The organism is Pseudomonas sp. NPDC085632, assembly GCF_044541255.1.
Classification (GTDB): domain Bacteria; phylum Pseudomonadota; class Gammaproteobacteria; order Pseudomonadales; family Pseudomonadaceae; genus Aquipseudomonas.
The window spans coordinates 1-24939 of record NZ_JBITSX010000032.1 but is presented as its reverse complement, the minus strand read 5'-3'; the positions used below and the strand labels follow the sequence as shown (position 1 = coordinate 24939).

The window sequence follows — 24939 nt, the reverse complement described above, 5'->3', positions numbered from 1 at the left end:
ATGGAGTGTCCTATGCGCGTACTGGCATCCCTGCTGTTCCTCAGTCTCAGTTCCGCCGCCCTCGCCGACACCCTGCCCAGTTTTCTCAATAGCAACGAAACCATCCGCAACCTGCCCGTGCCGAACCTGCCGGCCGACGCCTATCGCCCGAGCGCCGCGCCCGTGCAAGTTCCGGACGCCGGTGCCGCCGCCGCGCAACCGCTGTTGATGGACACCAAAATCAATCTGCAAACCGTGCAGATCGAAGGCGGAACCCTCTACCCGCTCAACGAACTCGCTGAAATCTACAAACCGCTGATCGGTCATGAGACCCGACTCGCCGATCTGATCGAGGCCACCCGTAACATCACCCGGCGCTATCAGCAGGACGGTTACCTGCTGTCGTACGCGTTCTTGCCGCAGCAAAACTTCAATGACGGCGTAGCGCGCGTGGTCCTGGTGGAAGGTTACGTACGGGATATCCAGATGCAGGGCGATGTTGGCCGGGTCAAAGGACTCATCGATAAACTGGCGGCGAAAATCCAGGCCGAACGGCCACTGACCCGCAAGACTTTCGAACGTTACACCACACTGATGACCCGCATCCCCGGCGTGACAATACAGGCCCAGGTACCACCGCCCGGCACCACCGACGGCGCCACCACTTTGGTCGCCCAGGCCAGTCGCAAACCCTTCACCAGTACGCTGAGCACCACCGAAGACAACCGCAACGGCACCCAGGCCTTGCTCGGCGTCGGCAGTAACTCGCAGACCTCGATGGGCGAGCAATTGAGCCTCAGCGGGCTGTTTCCGCCGGGTGACGATCACGAACATTACTACCGCCTCGACTACAACCAGTTCGTCAATGACGAGGGCGCGCAACTGGCCTTGTCGGCTTCACGCTACCGCGCCGACCCCGGCACCAATGTCGTGCTCGACAACGGCCTGCAACTCAAACCGCACCGCGAAAACGATCGCTACTCGATCGGTTTCACATTGCCGCTGATTGCCGCTTCCAACGAACTGCTGACAGCCGGCTCAAGGCTTTACGCGGTCAACGACAAGACCCGCTACAACGTGGTCGGCTTTCCGCTGAGCGTCGAAGAGCGCACCGACATCCGCGCCCTCGCCTTCGAGAGCGACTGGCGCAAGGCCGATGCCCGCCAACTGCGAATCCTCAGCGGCGGTGTGTACCAAGGCCTTGACAGCATGGGCGCAAAAACCAACAACGACGCCATCGACCTCGACTTCTTCCGCGTGCGGCTGTCCGGCGTGCAGAGCGACAAGTTTTTCGACAACTGGCAAGGCGTGCTGTCGGCCGCGCTGTACTGGAGCGACGACACCCTCCCGGACAGCGAGCGAGCGGTGTTCGGCGGGCAGAATTTCGGTCGCGGTTACCCCGACGATCAAGCGTCCGGCGACAAGGGCTGGGGGGTAGCGTACGAGATCAACTACAGCTACAACCGCGACGGCAACTGGGTGCGCATCCTGCAACCGTATGTCGTGCTCGATCGCTCGCGCAGCTGGTTCAATGAACTGCCGGTAAAGGCCAACAATCTTTCATCGGCCGCGATCGGGTTACGGTTTGGCGATGCCAAGTACTACAACATTGCGCTGGAAGCAGCGAAGGCGATGTCCGATGAAGCACTGGATACGTTCAATCGCAAGCCTCGGTACAGCATCAGTTTCAGTTATCAGTTGTAGGGCCGGGATTGCACTGCGCCCCTGAGTCAAAACAACTGTGGGAGCGAGCCTGCTCGCGAAAGCGCTGGATCAGCCAACCGTTCTGTTGACTGAAACACCGTCTTCGCGAGCAGGCTTGCTCCCACAGGTTTTGCGTGATGCGGATCAGAACGCGTAACGCACCTTCGCGGTAAAGCCGTCGGCATTGAAACCGCTGGCCGTTACGTAGTTGTACGAACCGCCGACACTCCACGCGCCCATCCGGTAGTTGGCGCCCAGGCCCAGTTCATAGCTGTCGCGCACGGGTGTGGTGCCACGGCTGGTGAATGAATCGCCGCCGAGTACGAACGATGAGGAGGTCGCAACCTTGTCGCCAATCACGTCATGCCAGGCCATGACTTTCGCCTCAGGTTCGAGACTGCCGGTGCCGAGCGCAAAATCGGCGGCCAGGCGCGCACCGAAGCCCATCTCACCGACTTCGTAACGCTGGCTGCCGACATTCAGCGCTGCCGAACTGCCCTTCTCGCGATAAGAATCCATGCCGACGTTGGCGTAACGCGCACCGACCTGCGGCTCCAGCACCACACCCGGGGTCAGGCGCAGGGTATAACCGGCCAAGGCGCTGACGCCGAATACATCGCTGTCGTAATCGCTTTTGGCGCGGGTGCCGGCGATGTAGCGTTTGGATTCGTTGTCATTCCAGCCATACATCAGCGAAGCGTCGACGAACCAGTTGTCGTGCAGCCAATTGCTGTAGACCGTCAGCGCATGGCCGGTCACTTTGGTTTTGCTGCCGAGATCGGATTTCACATCGGTGTCGAGGTAGCTGTAAGCCAGACCGACCGATGTATCGGCGTTCAACTGACCGTCGGCACCAACGGCAATCCCGTGGCTGTCGGCGTCATAACCGGCGACACCGCGACGGGCATCCTGATCGGCATCGCTGCTGAGGGCTTGCAGCCAGACGCCTTTTGCCAGGCTGCCGGTGACCGTGCGGGCACGATTGGCGCGGTCGTTGATCACGTCAGAAACCAGCGTCTGGCTGTTGGTGGCGGCGTGCAGCACGCCACGGCTGACGTCCGGGCTGAGTGTCTCGGCCAGCCGCGCCAGTTGCGTGTCGGTGCCGGCATTGGCAAACGCCTGGAACACCGGATCCTGTTCATCGAGACGAGACATCAGCGACGCCGACAGTCCGACCAGCGCAGAAGCAGCGTTTGGGCTACCACCGGCATCGAGAGTATTTTGCGTCAACACTTCTTGCGACTTGGTGCTGACCAGCGCCTTAACGTCGTTACCCTCAACGCCATAGCTTTTGACTTCAAGCAATGCCGAGGTCGACTCGACCGTAAGGTTTTCGCCGCCGATCAGATTGCCCGAACGGATCAACGTGTAACGGTTGCCACCGGCGGCCGTGCGAAAATCGCTGGAGCGCGCCTGCAATTGCACATGACCGCCCGGCGCGATCTCGGTGGTGCCGGTGACGGTCAGAATCGCTCGGTTGATGTCGGTGTCATTGCCGACCGACATCGCAATCACCGAGTCCGCTTCTTCCATGTCCAGATCGCCGACGATCGTGGTGTGCGCCCGCGCCAGGGTCAGAGTGCCTTCTTGAACGGTGACATACCCGGACTTGATCGTCGCGCCATCGAAGCTGACCTCGCCATCAATCGACACCCCGGTCAGACCCAACAGGTCGCCTTTGACCTCGCCATAATTCCAGTAAAAGTAACTCAGACCATCGTCCACTTTAATGGCCGCCGTACCACCCGTGATCGATCCGTATGACTGAACAATGTTGAGCGGACCTTGTCCTGCGGGCTGGTTGTACACATGAATGCCGATGCTCTCCCCGTATACGTTGCCGTAGTTGTAGAGACCGTATTGGCTCGCAGACGATGCAGGCACAAGCTGCATCCCGTTCAACACTATGGCTTCGGCGCCACTGCCGGTGGCCCTGAGTGTTGACCGGCTCATGACCGGGCCGGGCAGCGTGACGTTTTCCAGATAAAGCCCACGAGCATTGGTGCCGTTGACGACGATGGCGCCGGCGTTGATCACCCCGCTACCAAAACTGCTGTTGATCAGCGAAACCCCGGTGGCGTTATTACCGCTCACGGTGATCGGGCCTGAGTTCAGGAAAGCACCACGCACCGGAATGTCCCTCAACGCGATACCCGTCGATTCACCACTCGCAGCCAGACCGTTGACCGTCACCGAGCCCTCGTTGCTGAAGTTGGAACCGAGCCGCGCCCACGACACGCCCGCCGCCGGCGCGATGTCGATCCCGACACCGTGGGTGGCGCCATCGATAGTGATCCTGGCCTTGTTGACGATTTCGCTGTTAACCGACAACCCAGTGAACTGCGCCGCGCTGGTCATCGTCGACGTAGAGCTTTCCACAACATTCGCCGTGCCCACGAGATTGAGAAAATCGTAGGTCTGCTTGACGCTGACCAGCGGGCCTGTGCCCAGATCGTAATTGAGGGTGACAGCCCCGACACCCGGAGCCCGAACAACGGCAGCCGCCACAGAAAGCGCCAGCAAAGAGCGGCGCAGACAAGAAGTATTCAAAACGAGATTCCCTTCCAAAACATGAAAAACAGTTTCAGCAGGGTTCACGTATTCATACAGGCATCCCTACCGGCCCGCCATGTGTCCTGGCTCGGGCGCGGGGAATCTACAGGAGCCATCATTTTGATACCACCAAAAAGTCAAAGAGATGGCGCCAAATTCTCAAGAACCCGACCAGCAGTCGAACCGCCATCGCAAGCAGGCTCACGCCTACAGAAAAGCAAAAGCAAAAGCAAAAGCAAAAGCAAGAGCAAGAGCAAGAGCAAGAGCAAGAGCAAGAGCAAGAGCAAGAGCAAGAGCAAGAGCAAGAGCAAGAGCAAGAGCAAGAGCAAGAGCAAGAGCAGTGCACCACACCCACATCACCTCTGCTTCTCACCACTCAACAGGATGAGCGTTAGCTCGGCTGCAGCTCTTGATCTTGATCTTGATCTTGATCCACGGGCGACGTCGGAAGGCTGAGTGGAGGGATTGATCCGGGGGTGGGAGCGCAGCGACCGTTTGGCGAAGCCAAACACAGCGAGAGGAGGTGCAGCGAAGCAAACCGTAGGCGCTGCGCCCGGATCGATCCCGGAGCGAAGGAACCCCGAGCTTTAGCGAGCGGGCCGCACGTAGGAGCAAGCCTTTTTGGGTACTTTTTCGGCGTCTGGAAAAAGTGCCTCGCCGTAAGGGCGAAACCGCCAGCCGCAACCCCCAAAAAAACGGATATTCACCAAAAACCCCCAAAGCACGGTCGGCCCAAAGGCCGCCGAGTTCAACCTCAGCCAACCTGAACCTTAGGCTTGGGAAACAGATTATCCAAAGTCTCCAACAACCTCAGGTAATAAATCGGCTTGCGAAACAGATCCACCACCTGCAACCGCAACAGGTCACTGACATCTTCCATATCCGCATGCCCCGACATCACAATCACCGGCAAATGCTGGCGCGAAGTATGCTCACGCAAGCGCTTGATCAACGACATCCCGGACTCCTCCGGCATACGCAAATCAGTGATCACCAACGCGATATCCGGGTGACGAGTCAAATGATGCAACGCCAGCTTTACCGACGTCGCCGTATGACAGACAAACCCCTCCCCCTCCAGCAACTCCGCCAACTCCAGCAACGCGTCCTCTTCATCGTCAACCAGAAGCAACTGTTGGCGCGGCAGCAAAGGAGCATTCATGGGCAATCCCTGAAAACTGAAAGTAAACCCGAGTGTAGCCCGACATCAGCCGGGCATTGAGCTTCGTTCAGCTCAGGAGGACGGCGCAGGTGTGGTCGACACGGCCGTCCCACCCAACGCCACCAGCAAGTTGTTGAACATGACCAGCACACGGCCACCCACCGGCGTAACGAACACGATGACCACCACCGCCACCATCGCCACCACAATCGCATATTCGATCGCGGAGGCTGCGTCGTCATTGGCCAGGAAACTGCGGGCACGAATCATCAGGTACTCAAAGAGCATCGCAGTTCTCCTCAGTCTTCAGGGTCTGGTCACGGCAGTGCCGCCAAGTCCGGTCAAGATGTTGTTGAAGTAGAACAGCACCCGGTTACCAAGCGGGGTCACGAAGGCCACAACCACAACGGCAACCATCGCCACCACAATCGCGTACTCGATCGCCGATGCTGCTTCCTCGTTTCTAATTAACAGACGAACTCTGGCCGTCAAATAATCAACAATCATCTGGAACATACATCCACTCCTTCGCGCCTCTGGCGCCGATGTCGCACTACAGCGGCAAGGTTCCACCGTGCCATTTGAGCATTGTCAACAAACTCCCACCCAACAACTGTAAGAACGGATTAATCACAAAGGATTAATCACATCTCGAAGTTGCCGATTGCTGCTGTTAATTGGCCAAGACTCATACTTTAGTGGGTTATTTTCCTGTCAGTAATGGCGTTTTGGCTTGGATCAGCTAGCGTGGAAATAGCGAAATAGTTGCATGTTCATAGCTGCCGGATTGGGAACTTCTCTCGTTAGCAAGTGCGGTGGGTAGTGCAGCAGGAAAGGGAGAGCCGTCATGAACAGTCGCGTCACCATGGGCCTTGCAGCCATCCTTATGCTTGGAGCAATTTTTGTCGGCTACTGGGGACTGGTGCTCAGTCGTCAACCGGCACCCGTCGCCGAAGCGCCCGTTGCCCCAGCCGTCACCGTTGAAAAAACTGTCGCGATCGCCGAAGACCAGACCCGTCAACCGGTGGTGGTGTTGCTGCACGATGTGCCGCCGTTCACCGCGCTGACGGCGGCCGATGTCGCGGTGGAAAAACTGCGCAGTGCACCGGCCGGCAGCTTGAGCAACGTCGACCAGGCCGTCGGCCGCACACCCTGGCGGCACCTCAGCGCCGGCACTTGGCTGAACGATGAAAGCTTCACCGCCGGCGGTTCACTGGCACGCATGATTCACCGCGATGAGCGCGCATTGACCGTGGCGGTCGACGAAGTGATCGGCGCGGCCGGGCAATTGATCCCCGGCGATTACGTCGATGTGCTGCTCTATCTGCGCCAGGACTCCAGCAATCTGGAACAGTCGGCGCAGATCGTTCTACCGGCCATGCGCGTGCTTGGGGTGGGTGATCAGTACGGCCTGACCAATGACGGCCAACCCGCTTCACCGGCCCTGAGCGCTGACGAAAAACTCAAACAGGATCAACGCCGCATCGCCGCGCGCACCGTGGTGCTGGCGGTGCCGGAACAACTGCTCAGTCGCCTGATGCTCGCCACGCAGGCCGGCACCTTGCGCCTGGCCGTGCGCAGCAGCGAAGAACAACGCCTGGCCAAATACTGGGCCGGTGAAGACGACCAGTCCACGGCCCATCTCGACACCGCCAGCCGACAACTTGTCCAGTTCACCCAACTGGCCTTGAGCGGCACACCGAAAACGCCAGCCAGCGGCGGTTCCGGGGGCACGGCTCGGCCGGCGGTGGAAATCATTCGCGGCAATCAGATCACCCAACAAAACCCATGACTGCGCAAGGATCCAAGGGCATGCAGAGTCGTTTCAGGCCGACATTCAAACCCATGCTGCGCGCCCTGTTACTGATGGGCCTGTCGATGGACGCCGCGGTGGCGGCGGTCGGTAATTGTTCGGCACTGGGGCGCATGCCGCCGGTGATCGAAATCGGCGAAGGCTTTCAGCAGGACGTGCAGTCCCCGGTGGCAATTACTCGCCTGGCGATTGGCGATCCGAAAATCGCCGACGTACACGCCAATGACAGCTCGTCCTTTTTACTCACGGGTGTGGCGCCCGGCGCCACCAGCCTGATGGTCTGGACGTCGTGCTCGAGCGAGCCGCGCCAGAGCATGGTGTTCGTGCAGGGCGCCGCCACCGCCGCGTTGAACAGTGCTCTGCCCTCAGATGATCCAAGCCTGCCGTCCCAGGTACAGACCGATATTCGCTTCGTCGAAGTCAGCCGGACCAAACTCAAAGAAGCCACCGCCTCGCTGATCGGCACGCGCGGCAATTTCCTCTTCGGTTCGCCCGGCACCCTGCCCCCGATTGACGGGGTGCCGCAGCCCCGCCTGCCGGTGGACAACTCGTTGTTCAACTTCTCGTGGATCGGCGGCAAAACCATGGCGATCATCAACGCGCTGGAAACCAGCGGCTTCGCCTACACCCTCGCACGGCCGAGTCTGGTGGCGCTGAACGGGCAGAGCGCGAGTTTTCTGGCCGGCGGTGAAATTCCGATTCCGGTGCCCAGTTCCGGCAGCGACAACGTCTCGATCGAATACAAGGAATTCGGCATCCGCCTGACCCTGACACCCACCATCATCGGCCGCGATCGCATCGCGCTGAAGGTCGCCCCAGAGGTCAGTGAACTGGACTTCAGCAACGCGGTGCAGATCGCCGGCACCACCGTGCCGGCCCTGACCATACGCCGCACCGACACCAGCGTGTCACTGGGCGATGGCGAAAGCTTTGTCATCAGTGGCTTGATCAGCACCACCAACAGCTCGCAAGTGAACAAGTTTCCCGGCCTCGGTGACATCCCGGTGCTCGGCGCCTTTTTCAAAGGCTCGCAGATCAAACGCGAGGAGCGCGAACTGCTGATGATCGTTACGCCGCATCTGGTGCAGCCATTGGCCGCCGACGCACAGCTGCCGTCGTTGCCCGGAGAAAAACTGCGCAACTACGACCCGAATTTCTACCGCATGTTTTTCCTCGAGAACGGCAACTTCGACAAGCGCAGCGGGTTATCCCAATGAGCCAGAGCCTGAGCCAGACCTTTCTCGCCATCACCCGCAACAGCACCGATCTGGAGTGGCTGCAGGGCGCACTCGCGCCCCTCGGTCAGGTGGTCAGCGCCGGTGGCGGCAGCCTTGACGAACTGCTGGCGCTGGTCGACGTCACCTTTGCCAGCCTGGTATTCGTCGGCCTGGATCGCGAGCACGTGGTCGCCCAGAGCGCGTTGATCGAAGGCGCGCTGGAAGCCAAACCGATGCTGGCAATCGTGGCCCTTGGTGACGGCATGGACAATCAGTTGGTGCTCAATGCGATGCGCGCCGGCGCCCGGGATTTTGTCGCCTACGGTTCGCGCTCCAGTGAAGTCGCCGGGCTGGTCCGGCGCTTGAGCAAACGCCTGCCGCCCGTGGCACCGAACACGCAGTTGGGTGGCCTCACGGTCATGTACGGCGTACAGAGCAGTTCCGACGGCGCACTGCTGGCCAACCACATGGCATTGGTCGTGCAGAAGAGCGGTCAGCAGACCTTGTTGCTCGATCTCGGTTTGCCGCGCGGTGACAGCCTCGCCCTGCTCGGGCTGGAGAGTTCGTTTCACTTCGGCGATGCCTTGCGCCACTTGCGCAGGCTCGACGCCACGTTGATCGACAGCGCCTTCACCAGCGCCGAAGCCGGCCTGCGGATTCTCGCCTACGCCACTAACGACGAACCGCTGGAAAACACCAGCGCCGCCGAGCTGTACATGTTGCTCAGCGCCCTGCGTCAGCACTTCCAGCACATCGTCGTGAACCTCACCGGGCAGACCGACAGCGAAGCGTTGCGCACCTTTGTCAGCCACTGCGACAAGTTGCTCTGGTACACCGATCAGAACGTGCTCAACTGCCGACGCAACCTCGCCGTGCTCAATCTGTGGCGCGAAAAAGGCATGAAACTCGACCACGGACGCCTGCTGATAGATCGCTACTTGAGCAACGTCGCGCCCAATTCGGAAACCCTCGGCAAGACCTTCAACCTGGAAGTGATCGCCACGCTGGCCCTCACCCCGGAAGTGCGCCTGAACGCCAAGAACCAGGGCGTCAGCCTCTTCGATCTGGCCCCGCGGGAAAAACTCACCCAGAGCCTGCGCGCCCTCGGTGAACGTCTGGCCAAACGTTCCGAGGGCCTGGCCAAGCCTAAAGTCACCTGGTTCGACCGCTTGCGAGGCACCTCATGAGCGCAGAAAAACTCTTCGGCGCGGCGCCGCGCAACGGCGTCGGCAACAGCGATCACGAAGGCCTGAAACTGGTCCTGCATCGCTACATCATCGACGCCCTCGAAGAGTCCGGCAAAAACCTGCTGGAAGGTTCACGCCAACAACTCGCGCAATTTGTCACCGACAAAGTCGCCGAGTACATCGCGCGTTTGCACCTGGCGATTTCCCGCTACGAAATGGAGCGCCTGGCCGAGGAGATCGTCGACGAGCTCACCGGTTTCGGGCCGCTGGAAGTGTTGTTGCGCGATCAGTCAGTGACCGAGATTCTGGTCAACGGCCCGCACCGGGTGTTCATCGAACGCGACGGTGTGCTGCACCAGAGTGACCTGCGGTTTATCGATGCGCATCACGTCGAACGCGTGATGCAGCGCATCCTCGCGCCACTCGGCCGGCGCCTCGACGAATCTTCGCCGATGGTCGATGCACGCCTGCCGGATGGCAGCCGGGTCAACGCGATCATTCCGCCGATTGCCCTCGATGGCCCTTGCCTGTCAATCCGTAAATTTCGCAAGGACATGCTCAAGAGCAGCGACCTGATGGCCATGCAAACCATCGACCTGTCGATCTTCGAGTTTTTTCAGGATGCGGTCGGCAAGCGCTGTAACATCCTGATCAGTGGCGGCACCGGTACCGGCAAGACCACGCTATTGAACATTCTCAGCCAGTTGATCAACCCGCACGAACGTCTGGTGACCATCGAGGACGTTGCCGAATTGCAACTCGGCCACCCTCACGTCGTGCGCCTGGAAACCCGTCCACCGAACGCCGAAGGCCACGGTGAAGTGAAGGCCAGCGACCTGATCCGTAACGCCCTGCGGATGCGCCCCGACCGGATCATCCTCGGCGAGATTCGCGGCGTCGAAGTGGTCGACGTCCTCACCGCGATGAACACCGGCCACGACGGTTCGATGAGCACCGTGCACGCCAACAATGCGCAGGATGCCCTGCTGCGCCTGGAAACACTGGTCGGCCTGACGGGCCGTTCCATCGCCGAACGCACGCTGCGCCAGATGATCTGCGCCGCCCTCGACGTGATCATCCAGTTGACGCGCATGCCTGACGGGCGTCGCTGCGTCAGTGAAGTGGTGGAAGTGGTCGGTATTCGCGAAGATGTCTACGTCACCAACACCCTGTTCCGCCTCGACCGCCGCACGGGCTTCGGCTTCTTGCGCGAAGCCGTCAATCCGGCCGGCGACAAGCTGCGCCACGAGACGCATCTGGGCTGACGGCAAGGAGCACCGAGCATGCTGGGACCGATCATTCTCATCGTAATCTGCCTGATGCTGCTGGGGCTGTCGATTCGTCTGTTCTTGCTGGGGCTGCGCAAAACTGCCACGGAAAAAGTCCTCAACCGGCTCGCCGCCGGGCAACCGCAACTGGCGCCTGAAAAACCTGTGTGGGTCGGACTGGAACGCATGTTCCTGCGTGCCGGACTGGGCCGCCCGACCGAGCGTTTCGGCCTGTGGCTGAGCCTGTGGGCGCTGGCGATGGCGCTGGGTTATTTTCTCGCCGACTGGGTCGGCCTGCTGCTGATGATCTTCTTACCGCCACTGACGTTGCGGCTGTACATCGCCTTCCTTTACCAGCGCCGGATCAAGCGCATGATCGAGCAACTGCCGCAGTTGCTCGATCACACCGTGCGTAGCCTGAAGTCCGGGCGCACCCTGAGCGACGCGGTCATGGGCGGCATTGAAGCCAGCGAAGATCCGCTGAAAAAAGCCATGGGCCGGGTCCAGCGCAACGTGCAATTGGGCGTGAACTTGCCGGATGCCGTCAGCGACTTTGCCGAACTCTATGAACAGGACGAACTGCGCATGTTTGCCCTCGGACTGAAGGTCAATCATCGCTACGGCGGCAACGCCAGCGAGCTGCTCGAAAACCTGATCAAACTGATCCGCGAACGCGATCAAGGCGCCCGGCAACTGCGCGCCCTTACCGGCGAAACACGCATGACCGCGTGGGTGCTCGGCTCGTTGCCGTTGTTGCTGGTGAGTTACTTCATGCTGACCAACCCTGGCTACATGCTCGGGATGTGGAACGACGCGAGCGGGCAGCACATGCTGATCAGCGCCGCCGTGTTGCAAGTATTCGGAAGCCTGGCGCTGTGGCGCATGTTGCGGAGCGTTTGACATGGTCTGGCTCGCGGCTCTGATGTTGCTGCTTGGCGCCTTGATGCTGGTGATCAATCACCTGCTGGTGGAGCGCCGTCGCGTGCGGCAGGTCAACCAGCGCCTGCAAGGACAATTGGTCCGCGAGAACCGCTTCGGCAGCTGGTTGCGCGCACTGGGCAGCAGCAAGTTCGGGCAACGCTCGGTGAGCATCGACAGCGAAACCCAGACCCTGCTCAACCGCATCGGCTGGCGCCGCGCCAACGAACGGGCGCTGTACGCCGCCTGCCAGATCGGCACGCCACTGCTGACGTTGGGTTTGGCGATCTTTCTGCAAGAGGTGTTTTTCCCCCAGGCTGACAACCGTTGGCTGGTGCCGATGCTCGCCACCGGCGGCGGCTATCTGCTGCCCAAACGTCTGCTGGCTTACGCAGCGACGCGGCGGCAGAAAACCATCGCCGTTGAGGTGTCGACGTTCATTCCACTGCTGCGCATCCTTTTCGAATCCGGCATGGCCGTCGAACAAGCACTGCGCGTGCTCAGCATCGAAGCGCAAAAACTGCTGCCGGAACTGACCAGTGAACTGCGCCTGATCCTGACCCGTGTCGACAGCGGCCTGGAACTCGGTCAGGAGTTGAACAAAACCGCCGTGATGCTCGCCGTGGATGAGTTCAGTGACACCTGCGTGATCCTTCAGCAACTGATTCAACAGGGCGGCGGCGCGATGAAATCGCTGCTGGCGCTCAAGCAATTGCTGGATGACCGGCGCCTGACGCGCCTGCAGGAATACATCTCGAAAATGTCCGCGAAAATGTCGGTGGTGATGATGCTGTTTCTGTTTCCGGCACTGCTGATCGTCCTCGCCGGCCCGGGCTTCACCGCCATTGCCCGGGCGTTCGCCAACTGACCTTGCTCATGGAGAGCGTTTGATGAAAGTACTGATAGTCATGGCAAGTCTGTTGCTGCTCGGTGGTTGCGCCACCGACGGTCAGGCACCATGGACAGCGCTGCTGTCACCGACCAGTTGCAGCAAAATGACTCAGGAGCAGGAACTGGCCCTGAACCTCGCGGACGACCTGGCCAACGATGGCAAACTGCACGCCAGCCTGGCCAACCTGCAAAGCCTGCCGGACAACATCAGCGAAGTGCGCCTGCGCAAAGCCAAGGTCTACCGGCTGCTCGGCCGCAGCGAAGCCGAACCGCTGTACCGCGGCCTGCTCGGCGGCTGCCTGACCGCCGAAGCCGAACATGGACTCGGCCAACTCTACGCCGCCCGCGGCGACAACGGCCAGGCCCAGGCTCACCTGCAACGTGCCGCCCGCCTGGCCCCCACCGACGAAAAAATCCGCAACGACCTGGGCGTGGTCTATCTCAATCAACTGCGCCTGAACGACGCCCGTTTCGAGTTCCTCACCGCCATCGAACTGAAACAGAACAACCAACTGGCGACAATGAACATGGTCACCCTGCTGCTGTACCAGAACGACTGGCCACAAGCCGCCGAAATCGTCAGCCGCGCCAAACTGACCCCAGAACAATTCACCGAAGCCCAGGAACGCGCAGAAAAACTCAAAGCCCCGGTCAAGGCCAAACCGGCCACCAGCAATCAAGTGGCCGCTGTCGCCGACCCGTTGCCGTCATCGCTCAAATAAGGAGACAGCCATGCATCCCTTCAAAGGCCTGTGCTACCTGACCCTGCTCAGCCTGCCCCTCAGCGCCGCCGCCATCGACGCCGGCCCCGCTTCGGCGCAACAACAGGAAACCGAAGGCTGGCTGGTCCTGCAAAGCCGCAACAAAGCCGCCTCGCCCAAGCCACAAACGGCAACTGCGACCGAACGGGATCTGGCGATGCAGCGCTGGTTGAAGAAGTACAAATATGAGATTCCGGATTTTTATGATCCGGATGCGGGTGGGAAGATCGAGACCAAAAATTAGTGATGGGGTGACCTTGCGGGCGCTTTCGCAAGCAGGCTCGCTCCCACCTTTTGAAATGCATTGCACCTGTGGGAGCCAGCCTGCTGGCGATGAACGATGACGCGGTGTTTCAGCCGGTTCAGGTCTGCGGATCCACCCGATCCAGTGCCCGGTTTACCGCCAGCTCAGCCAGCATGATGATCTGCTGAATCGCCAGCGCGGTATTGCGCTCGGGCCGCCCCAGTTGATCGGCAAAGTTACCCGCCAGCGTGTTGGCCGAGGCCAGGGATTCGCAGGCGTGAGCGAGCAGGCTTTCGGTGTCGATTTTCGGGTGGATGAGGAACATCTGCTGGGATGCCGGGGCTTTTCACGTTCGGGACAGAGATAGAAATCGAGGGCGCGTTTGATGGCCTCGCGGTTTTTGACGAGGTCGTCGGCGCGGATGGCTTCTTCGAGCGGGGTGGTGGGTTCGGTGGGTGGGTCGGGGATCAGTTTGTCCATTGAAACAACTCCAAAGTCTTTGCCGCCACCCACTGCCATTCTCACGGGGCAAAAGGTGGCTGCTGTATGCGGGGTGAGAATACCGGTTATGGACACCCGGCCAGACCGAAGTCTGCCCGCACACAGCCGCCATGACACATTGCAGACAGCAGACAAGCTGGCGGCGATTATGCGTGCACAGAAACTGGATGACCATAAATTGCCGGGTTCTCACACCCGATCGCTGAGTGTTCAGCGACAGTCAGAGACTAGAGAGCGCACGTCCGACGGACAACCTGAAAACAGTGTGGGAAGGTTCCGGTTATCTGACACAAATTTAAACAGCAAAAGCCAACCCTCACCCTAGCCCTCTCCCAGAGGGAGAGGGGACTGACCGCGGTGTCTGGGAGAGCTACGCCGACGTGAAATATCGAGGCGAATTCAGATTCTGAAACAAATCAAAAGCCCCTCACCCTAGCCCTCTCCCGGAGGGAGAGGGGACTGACCGTGGTGTCTGGGAGAGCTACGCCGACATGGAATACCGAGTCGAATTCAGATTCTGAAACAGATCAAAAGCCCCTCACCCGCTCCTAACCACTCAACAGGATGAGCGTTAGCTCGGCTGCAGCTTTTGATCTGCTGGCCCCTTCGGCAGGCTGAGTGGAGGGATTTATCCGGGGGTGGGAGCGCAGCGACCGTTTGGCGAAGCCAAACACATCGAGAGGAGGTGCAGCGAAGCAAACCGTAGGCGATGCCCCCGGATAGATCCCGGAACGAAGGAACCCCGAGCCCTAGCGAGGGGCCGAACGCCGGGGCCCAGCCTTTTGGTTACTTTTTGCTGGGCCGGCACTCCGGCGTCTGAAAAAGTGACCCGCTGTAAGAGCGGAACCGCCAGCGGCAACACCCGCAAAAACGGATATTCACCCAAACCACCCACAACATGGTCGGCCCACAGGCCGCCAAGTCAATGCGCCGTAACTCTCTGCCGCGCAGCAGAAGCACTCGGCGACAGAGCCAAAGCCAACTGCGTCCGATTATGCATATGCGTCAACCGCAACACCTGCGAAACATAAAGCTTCACCGTGTTCTCGGTAATCCCCAACTCACAGGCAATCTGATAATTGGTCTGCCCCTTACCGACCAACCGCGCCACATCCAATTGCCGCGGCGACAACTGATTGAAAATCGCCGGCATCTCCTGCGCCTCGGCCTCGACAGGCTCACCACCCAACACATCGCGAACCACCGCCGAAGGAGTGCGCCGCACCTTGTCCAGATCCTGATAAAGGTCATCGATCGATTCAGACAAATACTGCAACTTCTGATTCAAATGCCCCAGTTGCAGATTCTTCTGCCGCTCCTGCAACGCCACCTCCTGTCGCCGCACCCCTTCAAGCAACTCGTCCATATCAATCGGTTTCTGATAATAATCGGCAATCCCGGCACGCAACGCCTTGATCACATCCTGCTTGTCGGCACGACCAGTGAGCATGATCGCCTCGAACGCCCGATGCTTGCCGGACAGCCGCTGCAACGCCTGAATCAACTGAATGCCATCCATGTCCGGCATGTGCAGGTCACTCAGCACCAGACCGATTTCCGCGTCCTCACTGAAACGCTCAATCGCCTGCTGACTCGACTCACACGGCACACAGCGATAACCGTTACTTTCAAGAAACTCGCACAGCTCCTCCACGATCAATGGCTGATCGTCGACCACGAGGACTTTTACCGCAGACGTAAGCTTGTTCACGTGCTACTCCATGTCCCAGGCCAAAGCTGACCATTCCTGTACTGCCAGCCTTTGGCTGTATAACCAGTTCCTTTGAAAGTAGACCTACTTTCCGACTATGTACATAAGACTACTGGCGCTTGGCGACTAATGGATCCAAAGCAGCGCGAGCACCGACCCGATCAGCACGAACGGCGCAAATGGCAGCTTTTTTGACAGGTCAGGGGCCAGATATCGCAGACGTTCTCTAAGCCCTTGACTCATATGGAGCCAGACTCTTGGCGCCAGCAGCAGCCAGATCAGGCTGGCGACCCCCGCACCAATAAACACGCCCAGAATGAACAGACCGTCCGTCGCAAGGCCAAGAGCTGTCATTAATTTCACATCGCCGGCACCCATCCGGCCCATGAAAAACCCCGGCAGGGTCAGCACCAGTGCGATCAGGCAGGCCCAACCGCCCTGCCCTGCATCAGCGCCCAGCCAGGTGCTGCCAGTCCACAGCAGATAGATCAACGCCAACGCCGCTACACCGAGGGTCAGTCCATTGGCAATGCGCCGCTGGCGGGCGTCTTGCGCCGCGCACAGCCCCAGCCAGATCAGGAGGAGAAAACTGTACATCCGGTAAAAACCGTCCATTTTTGCGGAATGATTCTATGCTGATACTACGCAGTGACAGTCAGGGTAGACGCACTCATGAAAACCGGCTTTCGGAAGTCACAAAAAGGTGCGGTGGCGATCGAGTTCGCCTTGGTGTTCATCGTTTTTTTCGCCGTGTTTTACGGCCTGGTCAGTTACAGCCTGCCCTTGGTGATGATGCAATCGTTCAACCAGGCCACGTCCGAGGCGGTACGCCGCAGTGTCGCGGTCGACCCCAACACGCCCAACTATTCAACCGTGGTGATCAACACCGCAAACGCTACGCTGACCCAGCAATTGTCATGGATCCGGCCGATCTTCAATCTGGTGGTCGGCGTTGACACCAGTGTCCAGTACAGCGCCTCCGGCCTGCTGACGGTGCAAGTGAATTACCCGGTCAGCAAACTCAATCAGGTCATGCCGTTTCTGGTGCTGCCGGGTATCGGCACAGTGCCCAATCTGCCCCCTTACCTGACCGCCTCGTCGAGTCTGCAATTTTGACGTCGGGGGACAAACTGTTCGGGCGCTTGCTCAAACGCACACCGCCCGCCACCCACGAATTGCCCGACCCACTCGGCTCCCCCGCGACAGGCTTGCACCTGTACCTGAACGATGACGGTGGCGTGCTGCAAATGGCCGGGCCGCTGCGGCATCTGCTGGCGCCGTTCAAACCTCAAGATCAACCCTTGCCACTCAGTACCTATCTGCTGCCCCACAGCATGTTGACCATCGAAGGTCGGCCGAGGGAGTGGCAGGGGCTCTTGCTGGACCTCGACTTCTTCGGTCTGGGCGAGCACACCGTGCACCTGCGCGGCTGGGTGCAGCCGCAGGGCGAAGGCTGGCTGATGCAGCTGATCGACATCGCTGACTTGCTGTTCGAACGCCAACAATCGCGTCAGCGTGATGCCTGCCAATTGATTGCCGGGCAAATCAGCGAACAGTTACGTGCGTGCAGCCAACTGCGTTTGCCGGTGATCGTCAGCGAGCAATTGCAAGTGATTGCCCAGCGCTGGCACATCCCTTGTCTGGCGCTGGCCCTGCTGGATGATGAGGAACAGGGCTGGCAGATTTATCAGCAGTACCGCGCCCACGATGCACCGACCCTGTGGCATGACGGCCAGCGTCTGGGCACGCCGCCGGACGCCCTGAACGGTGCCGCGCCGCAGCGTGTCGGCGCGCACCATGGCCTCGATGAACACTCGCGAGTGCAAGTCCTGTTCGGTAATGCCGAAGGTTTCGCGGTGCCGTACAGCGATGAACGCGGTGTGGTGGCTTGGCTGCTCTGCGGTTTTTATCCCGTGGACAGCGCCGCGCCGTACCTGAGCGAGCGCGACTGGACGGCGCTGGTCGGCGCACTGGCCGGGCCTTTGCTGGGGCGTCTGCGTGAACAGCAACATCACCTGCAACTGGAACGCATTGAAACGCTGCAAACCCTGCTGGGCACCGGCTGGTGGGAGATCCTTGCAGGCGACAACAACATTCAACTGGCGCCCGCGCTGGCCGCAGCCCTGAAGGTGAACCCTGGGGGATTACTGCTGGAAGAGTGGCTGACGCACATCCATCCCGCCGACCGCGAAGAGCTGCGCAGCCGTCTGCAGGCCTTGCAGCAACACGGTGAGGCCCTGACGCTCTCGGTACGCCTGCACGGTGGTGATCCCGCGCAGGCGCCCACGTGGTATCGCGTGCAGGGCCAGGTGATTGGCAACGCTGAGCAGCGGCGGCTGGTCGGTTTCATGCTCGACATCAGCGACATCCAGAACCAGCAGCAACGGGCCGCCGCCGCACATGCGCGGCTCGACAACCTGATCGCCAGTTCGCCCGCAGTGATTTACGTCCAGCAGTACCACGAAGGTGCGCTGATCCCGGCATTCTTCAGTGCCAGCCTGCAACCCTTGCTGGGCTGGAGCCTTGAGGATTGCGGTGACGGCGCATTGGTCGAGATGATCCATCCCGAGGATCGTGATCTGTATTTCGCCCGCAGCCGCCAGTTGCTGCGTGAAGGTTCGGTAAGCGCACGTTATCGGATGCGCGACCATAGCGGCGATTATCACTGGCTGCTTGATGAAGCCAAACTGCTGCGTAATGACCTCGGCCTGCCGGTGGAAGCGGTCGGTTTGTGGCTCGACGTCACCGAAGCGACTCTGGCGGCCGAGCAGGTGAAAAAGAGTGAAGAGCGCTACCGGATTCTGGTGGAGGATTCGCCGGCGATGATCTGTCGCTATCGCCCGGATCTGATTCTGACCTTCGGCAACCGGCCACTGGCGACGTATCTGGAATGCACGCCGGAGCAACTGCCGGGCGTCGATCTGGGCAGTTGGATGTCCGATGAACAACGTGCTGCGTTCGTCCAGCGCCTCGGCTCACTGACGGCGGAGCATCCAGTGAGCACCGCGGAAATCAGCCTGCAATTGCCCGGCCGCGAACACGCCTGGTGGGTGTGGTCCGACCGTGGAGTGTTCGATGAACACGGCCAATTGATCGAAGTGCAAGCAGTTGGCCGCGACAACACCGAGGTGCGTCGCTCGCAACAGCAACTCACGCAAAGCGCGAAAATGGCCACCCTTGGCGAAATGGCCACCGGCCTCGCCCATGAAATCAATCAACCGCTGAACGTGATGCGCATGGCCATCGTCAATGTGCTCAAGCGTCTGGGCAACGGTGATGTACAGATCGATTACCTGACCGACAAGCTCAACCGCATCGATGCGCAGGTGCAACGTGCGGCGAAAGTGGTCGATCACATGCGCGTATTCGGCCGGCGTTCGGAGATCGAGCAGCAACTGTTCAACCCGGCGTCTGCCATCGAAGGCACGCTGTCGCTGCTGGCCGAAGGCATGCGCGGCAAAGGCGTGGACTTGCGCATCAGCGAGACCGGGTTTGAGGTGCAAGTGCGCGGCTATGTCGATCAGCTTGAGCAGGTGTTGATCAACCTGATGGTCAATGCGCGCGATGCGTTGCTGAGCAAACGCGAGAAGGATTCAACCTTCAAACCGTGGATTGCGATCTATGCCGAACGCGATGAGCAGAGCGTGCGGCTGTGGGTCGAGGACAACGGCGGCGGTATCGACCCACGTTTGCTGGAGCGGATTTTCGAGCCGTTTTTCACCACCAAACCCATCGGTGTCGGCACGGGGTTGGGGTTGTCGGTGAGCTACGGCATCATCGACAACATGGGCGGCCAGTTGAGCGTGCGCAACTCGGTGGAGGGAGCACGGTTCTGCATCGAATTGCCGATTGCCCCGGATGCCTAGATCACCAGATAGGCCTTGCCGGTCTGGCCGCACGTCATGTTGGCACCGACGTCGACGTCCATCAGGTTGATACCCAAACCTTTGAGCAGGTTGTTCAGCAGCGGATCGAGCAACGGGCTGATCAGGTTGGTCACCACCGGCAGCAATTTGCTGGTGACATCGCTGATCAGCGAAGCAACGCCCGTGACAATGGCGCCAAACGGGTTGCCGCTCTGCGGTTTGTAAACAATCAGATTGATCCCCGCCAGCGTGTTGCTGAGGCTGCCGACGATATTATTGGTCGGAGCCGCCGACTGGATACTCGGTGGCAATTTGAGGTTGGCCGGCGTGGCGAACGGCGTACCGCTGGAAAACAGCAGGTCCTGGGAGCTTTGCGCGACCGACGTGTCGAGCATGATCGCGATGCCACCAGCGCCATAGGTAATATGAGAGTGCGGATCGCAACTGCCGAGCCCGGCGACCCTGTAGCACGTGGCAATCCCCAAATCGATCAGCGCCAGCGGCGCGACCGTCGGCTCGGCAGCGGATGAAAACGCATTGGTGGCGTCGATATTGCCGAGTTTGAGATCGGCAATCGAGGTGACGGTGTGTGCGGTCAGGCTCTTGGTGCCGGTCGTGTCCGTCGGGCAGCTGTAATCGGTGAGATAACTTTTAGCGCCGCCGGCATCCAGACTGATGTCGATTCTCGGCGACGGCAGGAGCAGAGGATCCAACTGCTGGCAGCCGATGCAGATAACCGAACTCAGTACCGCCACCAGATTCAGATGCAGCAGATCATTGACCGTAGAGGTCAATGTCCCGACCAGCCCGACCACCGCATTGGCCAGCCCGGTCACCCCGGACAGCACCGGCAAGTTCACCGACAACATCGTACGAATCTGCGCGGTTCGGACATAAATCCGATCCGGCCCCAACGGATTCGCCTTGGCCCGCGCCGGATCGCCAATGGCAGAGAACTGCGGCGGCTCGATCACTTTCACCCGCACCGTGACATTCGCCAGCCCGAGCACGCTGATCGGCAACGTTGCCGCCACCGCACTCTTGCTGTTGGCCAGTTGCACCACGCCCTGAATCAGCTGCAGCAGTTGCAGATTGGCGTCCAATCCTGCAGATGTAGTGCCGGTCTGCAATTGCAGAATGTCACCCAGTTTGACCGGCGCGGCATTGATCGCCGCCACCTGCAATTGGCCCAGCGCAGTGATCACCTGCGCGGTCGCGCCATTGAGTTGCACCACCGTTGCTGCCGCCTGAATCAGTTGCGTGACGGTGGCTTGGGTATTGAGTAACTGTGTGTAATTTCCCGCCGCGACGTTGAGATTGATCGCCAGTTGATCCAGGTATTTGAGCAAGTTGATGTCGGTGTTCAGCAGGCCATCCCAACCCAGCGCCGTGAGATTGACGTTACCGCCGAGCAGCCCGGAAAACAGCGGGTTGAGGATGTTCGACTGGGCCGTATCGATAGTGGCCAGGGTGCTGCGAATATTCAGCTGGGCCACCGTCGGCTGCGGTTTGGCGGCCACCGCCGAGGCATTGAGCGTGGTATTGAGACTGACCGGAGTGCCGCTGAACAAGGCCTGTACGCCACCGGCAAAACTGGTGGTCACCGTGCGACTGGCGACGACTTTGACCGCGGCGGCCTGCGTGGCATCTACCGCGAAGGTGCGCAGGCCGGTGCCGGCCGTCACCAGGGTGCCGCACGTGGTGGCGAGGGTGTTGCCGGCATCGACGATGTAGCCATTGCGTACCGCGCTTTGTCCGGCGTAACTGGCAGCGCTCAGGCCCGGCAGGCAATTACCGCCACGACTGACGGCTTCAAGGGCGGCGTTGTCGACCACCCGCTGCAATTTGCGTTGCTCCATGTACAAGCGGCCGGTGTCGACCACCAGCAACATCATCACCACCGCCAGACTGAGGGTGGCCGCCGCCATCAAGCCGATCGCCCCCTGTTGCCGGGCCGGGCTGGTGAATCGCGAACGAGGCGACATGGCGCACTCCTTTGCCGCTAGCTCCATTGGTGCAACTGAGTGTAGACGCGCAATCCCCCGTAGGAGCTGCCGAAGGCTGCGATCTTTTGATCTTGGCCTCTAAAAAGCAAAATCAAAAGATCGCAGCCTTCGGCAGCTCCTACCGGGGGTCGTCGCAGGGCAAAAAAATGGGAGCTCAGGGGCTCCCGTTTTTTCTGAACAGACTCAACGCGGTGGATAGTTGGCCAGAATCCGCCCGACGGTTTCGCGGATGGCATTGCTGCGATCTTCGGGATTCGGCTTGTTGGCGAGCATCTGCTCATCGCTGCCACGCCACACCAGTTTGCCGTCCTTGCCGTCGAGCAGGTCGATCTGGATGGTCGCGACTTTATAGGTGATGTTGCGCGTTTCGTTGTACATCGGTGCGCCCCAATAGCCATTCCATGGGCCACCCCAGCCGCCGCCGTAATTGGTCGTCACTTGCTGCTGACGATCCTCGACGATCAGGTAAGTCTGCACACTCAAGTCACCCTTGGCGCCCGCAGCCGCCGGGCGCAAGCCACGCTGATCGAGTTGGTCGGCGACTGCCTGGCGAATGCGTTGCTCGGTCAGGTCGCTCTTGATTCGTGGGTCATCGGGGCGATATTGCAGGGCGGGGTCTTTCCAGCTCCAGCTACGATAGGCAGCGAAATCGCGGCTGGCATCGAAGTCATGATTGACCTGGTTGGCGGCGCAGGCGCTGAGCAGCGCGGCGATGGCCAGTAAAGCGAGACGGCGGAACATGGTTTTTCTCCGGTTGAAGACATGAACCTGCGAGAGCTTGTCATTTGCGGGAAGCTAACCGGGAGGATACGCCGACATGGCCTTTTCCACAGCCTCGCGGATCGAATCGGTGCGATCGATTTCGCTGCCCTTGTTCGCGGTTTCGGCACTGGCACTCCAGACCGGTTGACCGCTGCCGGCGTCGAACAGATTGACCTGCACCACCACGACTTGCTCGGAATACGTGCGCACGATCGGCACCGTGTTGTACATGCCGTAACCGCGACCATATCGATCATAGCCGCCGTAACCGCCGCCGTAATAACCGTAGTCGTCCTGGACCTGACGCAAACGGGTTTCCAGGCGCAGATTGGCGCTGACCAACAGGTCGGCCGGGCGATTGTCGTGCAGTGGGCGCAAGCCGCGCTGATCGAGGGCATTGCTCACCGCTTCGGCCACTTGCGCCGAATCCGCCCACGCCGTGCCCGGCGGCAGTTGCCCGTTGAGCCAGGCCCAACTGCGGTAGCGCCCGTAATCACGCGGTGGCGCAGGATAGGCGCTGCGATCAAAAGTGTTGGCCGCTTGCGCCGGCGCCGGCGGCAAGGGCCGCGATTGCGCCACGTACGGGTTGCTGCCCTGGCAGGCAGCCAACCCCAGACACATCAGCAATAACGCGGATTGAGCTTTCATGTCGCGCTCCGATCAGATCGGCCGGCAGATCCAGTGCAAGTAGCGCCCAAGCCCGGCGAAGCTTGGGTGACGGCGGTGAGCGAGCTCCATCTCGAGCACATCCACGAGTTCGGCGCGGGCCTGGAACTCCACCGGCATGTAGTCGTGGAAAACGCGAATCCCGCTCTGGGTTTCGACCCGCCACAGGCCGTCGAGTTGCGTTGCCAATTCCCGTGGATCAAGGGGCTGTTGCGGGGTCAGGCTTTGCTTTTCCCCGGCCATGCTGTTCTTGCGCATTTTCTTGAAATGGCCTTTGAGCAGGTTGCGGTAGATCAGCGCATCACGGTTATAGAACGCCAGCGACAACCAGCCACCGGGCTTGGTCAGTTGATGCAGCACCGGCAGGATCGCGTGGGGTTCGGCGAGCCATTCGAGCACGGCGTGGCAGATCACCAGATCGTACGGTTCGGTGAGTTGCCCGAGCAGTTCCTGCCACGGCGCCTGAATGAACGTCGCGGTTTGCCCGGCCTCAGCGAAACGCTGGCGCGCGCCTTCGAGCATCGGCGCGGCCGGTTCGGTGAAGGTCACATCGTGGCCGCGCTCGGCCAGCCACAGCGACATGTGACCCAGCCCGCCGCCAATGTCGAGGACGCGCAACGGACGATCCGGCAGTGCTTCGGCCAGGTCAGCCTGTAGCACCGCGAGACGAATCGCGCCTTTGGCGCCACCGTAGATTTTTTCGGCGAAACGCGTCGCCAACTGATCGAAATGCCGGTCGCTCATCAGCTGAACCGCCGTTCGCTGTCGGCGAGCTTGGCGCGCACCACTTCATTCATGTCCAGCCCCAACTCGCTGCACAGCAGCAACAGATACAGCACGATATCGCCGACTTCCTGCCCGGCGTGGGCGAGTGTGTCAGGGGGCAACTGGCGCGACTGGTCTTCAGTCAGCCACTGGAAGATTTCCACCAGTTCAGACATCTCGACGCTGGCGGCCATGGCCAGATTTTTCGGGCTGTGAAATTGCCGCCAGTCATTGCGGTCGCGAATGGCGTGCAGGCGTTCGGTCAGTTCAACAAGGTTCATCGGGCTCTCCTGAAGGCGTATAGCTTCGGGGGGATACAGCATGAAGGCAAGCGTAAACCGTCTATCATGCAGGGAACTCGGCCACCCGCGTTGTGGCCCAAGGCTCAGCTCTTTCATCAGGATGCACACATGCAGGTAGAAAGCTTTTTCGAATGGCTCGGGCAAGCGCTCGGTTCAGTCATCCGGTTTATCGTCGATGGCCTCAGTGGCCTGTTCAACATTCTGAGCAATGCCGGCGGCAACTTTGTCGACGGGCTGGCGAAGACGCTGGGGATGGACACCTCGATCATCAGCATCATCGCGCTGATCGTCGGGCTGATGCTGTTGTGGTCGGCGATTCGGGCGTTCATGAATGCGTCGATCATTGCCGGGATCATCTGGTTGTTGCTGGGGTTGTGGTTGCTTAGCTGGATTATTCATTAGGCCTTCAAGAGCCCCTCACCCTAGCCCTCTCCCGGAGGGAGAGGGGACTGAATGGGGGATATTCAAGAGCTACACCGACTTGAGCGAGCTTCAGCGAATCCATAATCGGCACATTCTCTCAGGTCGATGGATGACGCCAGACACCTCGGTCGGCCCCCTCTCCCTTTGGGAGTGTATGTACCGGAGACATGGTGGACACATGTTCGGAGACATGGTGGACGGTTTTAGATCTTCTTACCTGCCGTAACGATCTGCAAGTTC

The 24939-nt window shown here is 60.2% G+C and carries 24 protein-coding genes and 1 pseudogene; 12 read left to right on the top strand and 13 right to left on the bottom strand.

The features are described from left to right. The first annotated feature begins 12 nt into the window (after positions 1–12). The gene (locus tag ACIF4X_RS19240) at positions 13–1683 is read left to right on the top strand and encodes a ShlB/FhaC/HecB family hemolysin secretion/activation protein (protein ID WP_397483341.1); all 1671 of its coding nucleotides are present in this window, start codon (positions 13–15) and stop codon (positions 1681–1683) included. A gap of 144 nt (positions 1684–1827) precedes the next feature. Here the strand turns inward: ACIF4X_RS19240 and ACIF4X_RS19235 are convergent, their stop codons facing one another. From ACIF4X_RS19235 to ACIF4X_RS19215, 5 genes are all read right to left on the bottom strand, one after another. Beyond that, positions 1828–4233 carry an autotransporter outer membrane beta-barrel domain-containing protein gene (locus tag ACIF4X_RS19235; RefSeq protein ID WP_397483340.1) on the bottom strand — a complete coding sequence of 802 codons (2406 nt, stop codon included), beginning with the start codon at positions 4231–4233 and terminating at the stop codon, positions 1828–1830. A 210-nt stretch (positions 4234–4443) separates the two neighbouring features. Then, complete coding sequence (locus tag ACIF4X_RS19230; RefSeq protein ID WP_397483339.1) at positions 4444–4593, bottom strand: hypothetical protein; 150 nt, start codon at positions 4591–4593, stop codon at positions 4444–4446. 397 nt (positions 4594–4990) lie between these two features. Beyond that, positions 4991–5398, bottom strand: a complete 408-nt coding sequence (locus ACIF4X_RS19225; RefSeq protein ID WP_397483338.1) for a response regulator — start codon at positions 5396–5398, stop codon at positions 4991–4993. Positions 5399–5470: 72 nt separating this feature from the next. Beyond that, positions 5471–5686 (bottom strand): Flp family type IVb pilin, encoded by a 216-nt coding sequence (locus ACIF4X_RS19220; RefSeq protein WP_397483337.1) that lies wholly within the window; start codon positions 5684–5686, stop codon positions 5471–5473. Between the two features lie 18 nt (positions 5687–5704). Next, positions 5705–5905, bottom strand: a complete 201-nt coding sequence (locus tag ACIF4X_RS19215; RefSeq protein ID WP_238785282.1) for a Flp family type IVb pilin — start codon at positions 5903–5905, stop codon at positions 5705–5707. 340 nt (positions 5906–6245) lie between these two features. Between ACIF4X_RS19215 and cpaB the strand changes: the two genes are divergently transcribed. The 8 genes from cpaB to ACIF4X_RS19175 are packed head-to-tail and all read left to right on the top strand — an operon-like array spanning position 6246 to position 13697. Beyond that, complete coding sequence (gene cpaB / locus ACIF4X_RS19210; RefSeq protein ID WP_397483336.1) at positions 6246–7190, top strand: Flp pilus assembly protein CpaB; 945 nt, start codon at positions 6246–6248, stop codon at positions 7188–7190. Positions 7191–7210: 20 nt separating this feature from the next. Further along, positions 7211–8428 (top strand): type II and III secretion system protein family protein, encoded by a 1218-nt coding sequence (locus ACIF4X_RS19205; RefSeq protein ID WP_397483335.1) that lies wholly within the window; start codon positions 7211–7213, stop codon positions 8426–8428. After that, positions 8425–9615, top strand: a complete 1191-nt coding sequence (locus tag ACIF4X_RS19200) for a CpaE family protein (protein ID WP_397483334.1) — start codon at positions 8425–8427, stop codon at positions 9613–9615. Before ACIF4X_RS19205 ends, ACIF4X_RS19200 begins: the two co-directional genes overlap by 4 nt. After that, on the top strand, positions 9612–10880 hold the full coding sequence (locus ACIF4X_RS19195) for a CpaF family protein (RefSeq protein ID WP_397483333.1): 1269 nt from the start codon (positions 9612–9614) through the stop codon (positions 10878–10880). The genes ACIF4X_RS19200 and ACIF4X_RS19195 overlap by 4 nt, the downstream gene beginning before the upstream one ends. Before the next feature lie 18 nt (positions 10881–10898). Beyond that, positions 10899–11783: a type II secretion system F family protein gene (locus ACIF4X_RS19190; protein ID WP_397483332.1), complete on the top strand. Its 885-nt coding sequence runs from the start codon at positions 10899–10901 to the stop codon at positions 11781–11783. A 1-nt stretch (position 11784) separates the two neighbouring features. After that, on the top strand, positions 11785–12669 hold the full coding sequence (locus ACIF4X_RS19185) for a type II secretion system F family protein (protein WP_397483331.1): 885 nt from the start codon (positions 11785–11787) through the stop codon (positions 12667–12669). A 22-nt stretch (positions 12670–12691) separates the two neighbouring features. Then, the gene (locus tag ACIF4X_RS19180; protein ID WP_397483330.1) at positions 12692–13414 is read left to right on the top strand and encodes a hypothetical protein; all 723 of its coding nucleotides are present in this window, start codon (positions 12692–12694) and stop codon (positions 13412–13414) included. A 10-nt stretch (positions 13415–13424) separates the two neighbouring features. After that, positions 13425–13697, top strand: a complete 273-nt coding sequence (locus ACIF4X_RS19175) for a DUF3613 domain-containing protein (RefSeq protein ID WP_150730310.1) — start codon at positions 13425–13427, stop codon at positions 13695–13697. A 118-nt stretch (positions 13698–13815) separates the two neighbouring features. On the opposite strand, the pseudogene ACIF4X_RS19170 reads toward ACIF4X_RS19175, so the two are convergent. From ACIF4X_RS19170 to ACIF4X_RS19160, 3 genes and pseudogenes are all read right to left on the bottom strand, one after another. After that, positions 13816–14177: pseudogene (locus ACIF4X_RS19170) on the bottom strand (DUF6124 family protein). A 943-nt stretch (positions 14178–15120) separates the two neighbouring features. Then, positions 15121–15909 carry a response regulator transcription factor gene (locus tag ACIF4X_RS19165; RefSeq protein WP_397483329.1) on the bottom strand — a complete coding sequence of 263 codons (789 nt, stop codon included), beginning with the start codon at positions 15907–15909 and terminating at the stop codon, positions 15121–15123. A gap of 126 nt (positions 15910–16035) precedes the next feature. Beyond that, positions 16036–16506, bottom strand: a complete 471-nt coding sequence (locus ACIF4X_RS19160) for a prepilin peptidase (protein WP_397483366.1) — start codon at positions 16504–16506, stop codon at positions 16036–16038. A 75-nt stretch (positions 16507–16581) separates the two neighbouring features. Here ACIF4X_RS19160 and ACIF4X_RS19155 point away from each other — a divergent pair, with 75 nt between their 5' ends. Further along, positions 16582–17025: a TadE/TadG family type IV pilus assembly protein gene (locus tag ACIF4X_RS19155; protein ID WP_397483328.1), complete on the top strand. Its 444-nt coding sequence runs from the start codon at positions 16582–16584 to the stop codon at positions 17023–17025. Next, a complete protein-coding gene (locus ACIF4X_RS19150; protein ID WP_397483327.1) occupies positions 17022–19775 on the top strand; it encodes a PAS domain-containing protein in 2754 nt (917 codons plus the stop codon). Before ACIF4X_RS19155 ends, ACIF4X_RS19150 begins: the two co-directional genes overlap by 4 nt. Here ACIF4X_RS19150 and ACIF4X_RS19145 read toward each other — a convergent pair. From ACIF4X_RS19145 to ACIF4X_RS19125, 5 genes are all read right to left on the bottom strand, one after another. Next, complete coding sequence (locus tag ACIF4X_RS19145) at positions 19772–21760, bottom strand: pilus assembly protein TadG-related protein (RefSeq protein WP_397483326.1); 1989 nt, start codon at positions 21758–21760, stop codon at positions 19772–19774. The genes ACIF4X_RS19150 and ACIF4X_RS19145 overlap by 4 nt on opposite strands. 204 nt (positions 21761–21964) lie before the next feature. Continuing rightward, positions 21965–22522, bottom strand: coding sequence for a DUF4136 domain-containing protein (locus ACIF4X_RS19140; protein ID WP_397483325.1), 558 nt, complete (start codon positions 22520–22522; stop codon positions 21965–21967). Positions 22523–22576: 54 nt separating this feature from the next. After that, complete coding sequence (locus tag ACIF4X_RS19135) at positions 22577–23191, bottom strand: DUF4136 domain-containing protein (protein WP_397483324.1); 615 nt, start codon at positions 23189–23191, stop codon at positions 22577–22579. A 12-nt stretch (positions 23192–23203) separates the two neighbouring features. Then, positions 23204–23953 (bottom strand): methyltransferase, encoded by a 750-nt coding sequence (locus ACIF4X_RS19130; protein WP_397483323.1) that lies wholly within the window; start codon positions 23951–23953, stop codon positions 23204–23206. Beyond that, entirely contained in the window at positions 23953–24255 is a 303-nt protein-coding gene (locus ACIF4X_RS19125) for a MazG-like family protein (RefSeq protein ID WP_397483322.1), read from the bottom strand. Before ACIF4X_RS19125 ends, ACIF4X_RS19130 begins: the two co-directional genes overlap by 1 nt. Positions 24256–24384: 129 nt before the next feature. Here ACIF4X_RS19125 and ACIF4X_RS19120 point away from each other — a divergent pair, with 129 nt between their 5' ends. After that, complete coding sequence (locus ACIF4X_RS19120; protein ID WP_007914623.1) at positions 24385–24678, top strand: hypothetical protein; 294 nt, start codon at positions 24385–24387, stop codon at positions 24676–24678. The last annotated feature ends 261 nt before the right edge of the window (positions 24679–24939 follow it).

Excerpts from the sequence above, each read along its gene's own strand:
- ACIF4X_RS19135 (WP_397483324.1), bottom strand. The coding sequence starts at position 23,191 with ATGAAAGCTCAATCCGCGTTATTGCTGATGTGTCTGGGGTTGGCTGCC.
- ACIF4X_RS19240 (WP_397483341.1), top strand. The coding sequence starts at position 13 with ATGCGCGTACTGGCATCCCTGCTGTTCCTCAGTCTCAGTTCCGCCGCC.
- ACIF4X_RS19205 (WP_397483335.1), top strand. The coding sequence starts at position 7,211 with ATGCAGAGTCGTTTCAGGCCGACATTCAAACCCATGCTGCGCGCCCTG.
- ACIF4X_RS19155 (WP_397483328.1), top strand. The coding sequence starts at position 16,582 with ATGAAAACCGGCTTTCGGAAGTCACAAAAAGGTGCGGTGGCGATCGAG.
- ACIF4X_RS19140 (WP_397483325.1), bottom strand. The coding sequence starts at position 22,522 with ATGTTCCGCCGTCTCGCTTTACTGGCCATCGCCGCGCTGCTCAGCGCC.
- ACIF4X_RS19215 (WP_238785282.1), bottom strand. The coding sequence starts at position 5,905 with ATGATTGTTGATTATTTGACGGCCAGAGTTCGTCTGTTAATTAGAAAC.
- ACIF4X_RS19160 (WP_397483366.1), bottom strand. The coding sequence starts at position 16,506 with ATGTACAGTTTTCTCCTCCTGATCTGGCTGGGGCTGTGCGCGGCGCAA.
- ACIF4X_RS19225 (WP_397483338.1), bottom strand. The coding sequence starts at position 5,398 with ATGAATGCTCCTTTGCTGCCGCGCCAACAGTTGCTTCTGGTTGACGAT.
- cpaB (WP_397483336.1), top strand. The coding sequence starts at position 6,246 with ATGAACAGTCGCGTCACCATGGGCCTTGCAGCCATCCTTATGCTTGGA.
- ACIF4X_RS19220 (WP_397483337.1), bottom strand. The coding sequence starts at position 5,686 with ATGCTCTTTGAGTACCTGATGATTCGTGCCCGCAGTTTCCTGGCCAAT.
- ACIF4X_RS19175 (WP_150730310.1), top strand. The coding sequence starts at position 13,425 with ATGCATCCCTTCAAAGGCCTGTGCTACCTGACCCTGCTCAGCCTGCCC.
- ACIF4X_RS19145 (WP_397483326.1), bottom strand. The coding sequence starts at position 21,760 with ATGTCGCCTCGTTCGCGATTCACCAGCCCGGCCCGGCAACAGGGGGCG.
- ACIF4X_RS19185 (WP_397483331.1), top strand. The coding sequence starts at position 11,785 with ATGGTCTGGCTCGCGGCTCTGATGTTGCTGCTTGGCGCCTTGATGCTG.
- ACIF4X_RS19230 (WP_397483339.1), bottom strand. The coding sequence starts at position 4,593 with ATGTGGGTGTGGTGCACTGCTCTTGCTCTTGCTCTTGCTCTTGCTCTT.
- ACIF4X_RS19195 (WP_397483333.1), top strand. The coding sequence starts at position 9,612 with ATGAGCGCAGAAAAACTCTTCGGCGCGGCGCCGCGCAACGGCGTCGGC.
- ACIF4X_RS19125 (WP_397483322.1), bottom strand. The coding sequence starts at position 24,255 with ATGAACCTTGTTGAACTGACCGAACGCCTGCACGCCATTCGCGACCGC.
- ACIF4X_RS19190 (WP_397483332.1), top strand. The coding sequence starts at position 10,899 with ATGCTGGGACCGATCATTCTCATCGTAATCTGCCTGATGCTGCTGGGG.
- ACIF4X_RS19120 (WP_007914623.1), top strand. The coding sequence starts at position 24,385 with ATGCAGGTAGAAAGCTTTTTCGAATGGCTCGGGCAAGCGCTCGGTTCA.
- ACIF4X_RS19130 (WP_397483323.1), bottom strand. The coding sequence starts at position 23,953 with ATGAGCGACCGGCATTTCGATCAGTTGGCGACGCGTTTCGCCGAAAAA.
- ACIF4X_RS19180 (WP_397483330.1), top strand. The coding sequence starts at position 12,692 with ATGAAAGTACTGATAGTCATGGCAAGTCTGTTGCTGCTCGGTGGTTGC.
- ACIF4X_RS19200 (WP_397483334.1), top strand. The coding sequence starts at position 8,425 with ATGAGCCAGAGCCTGAGCCAGACCTTTCTCGCCATCACCCGCAACAGC.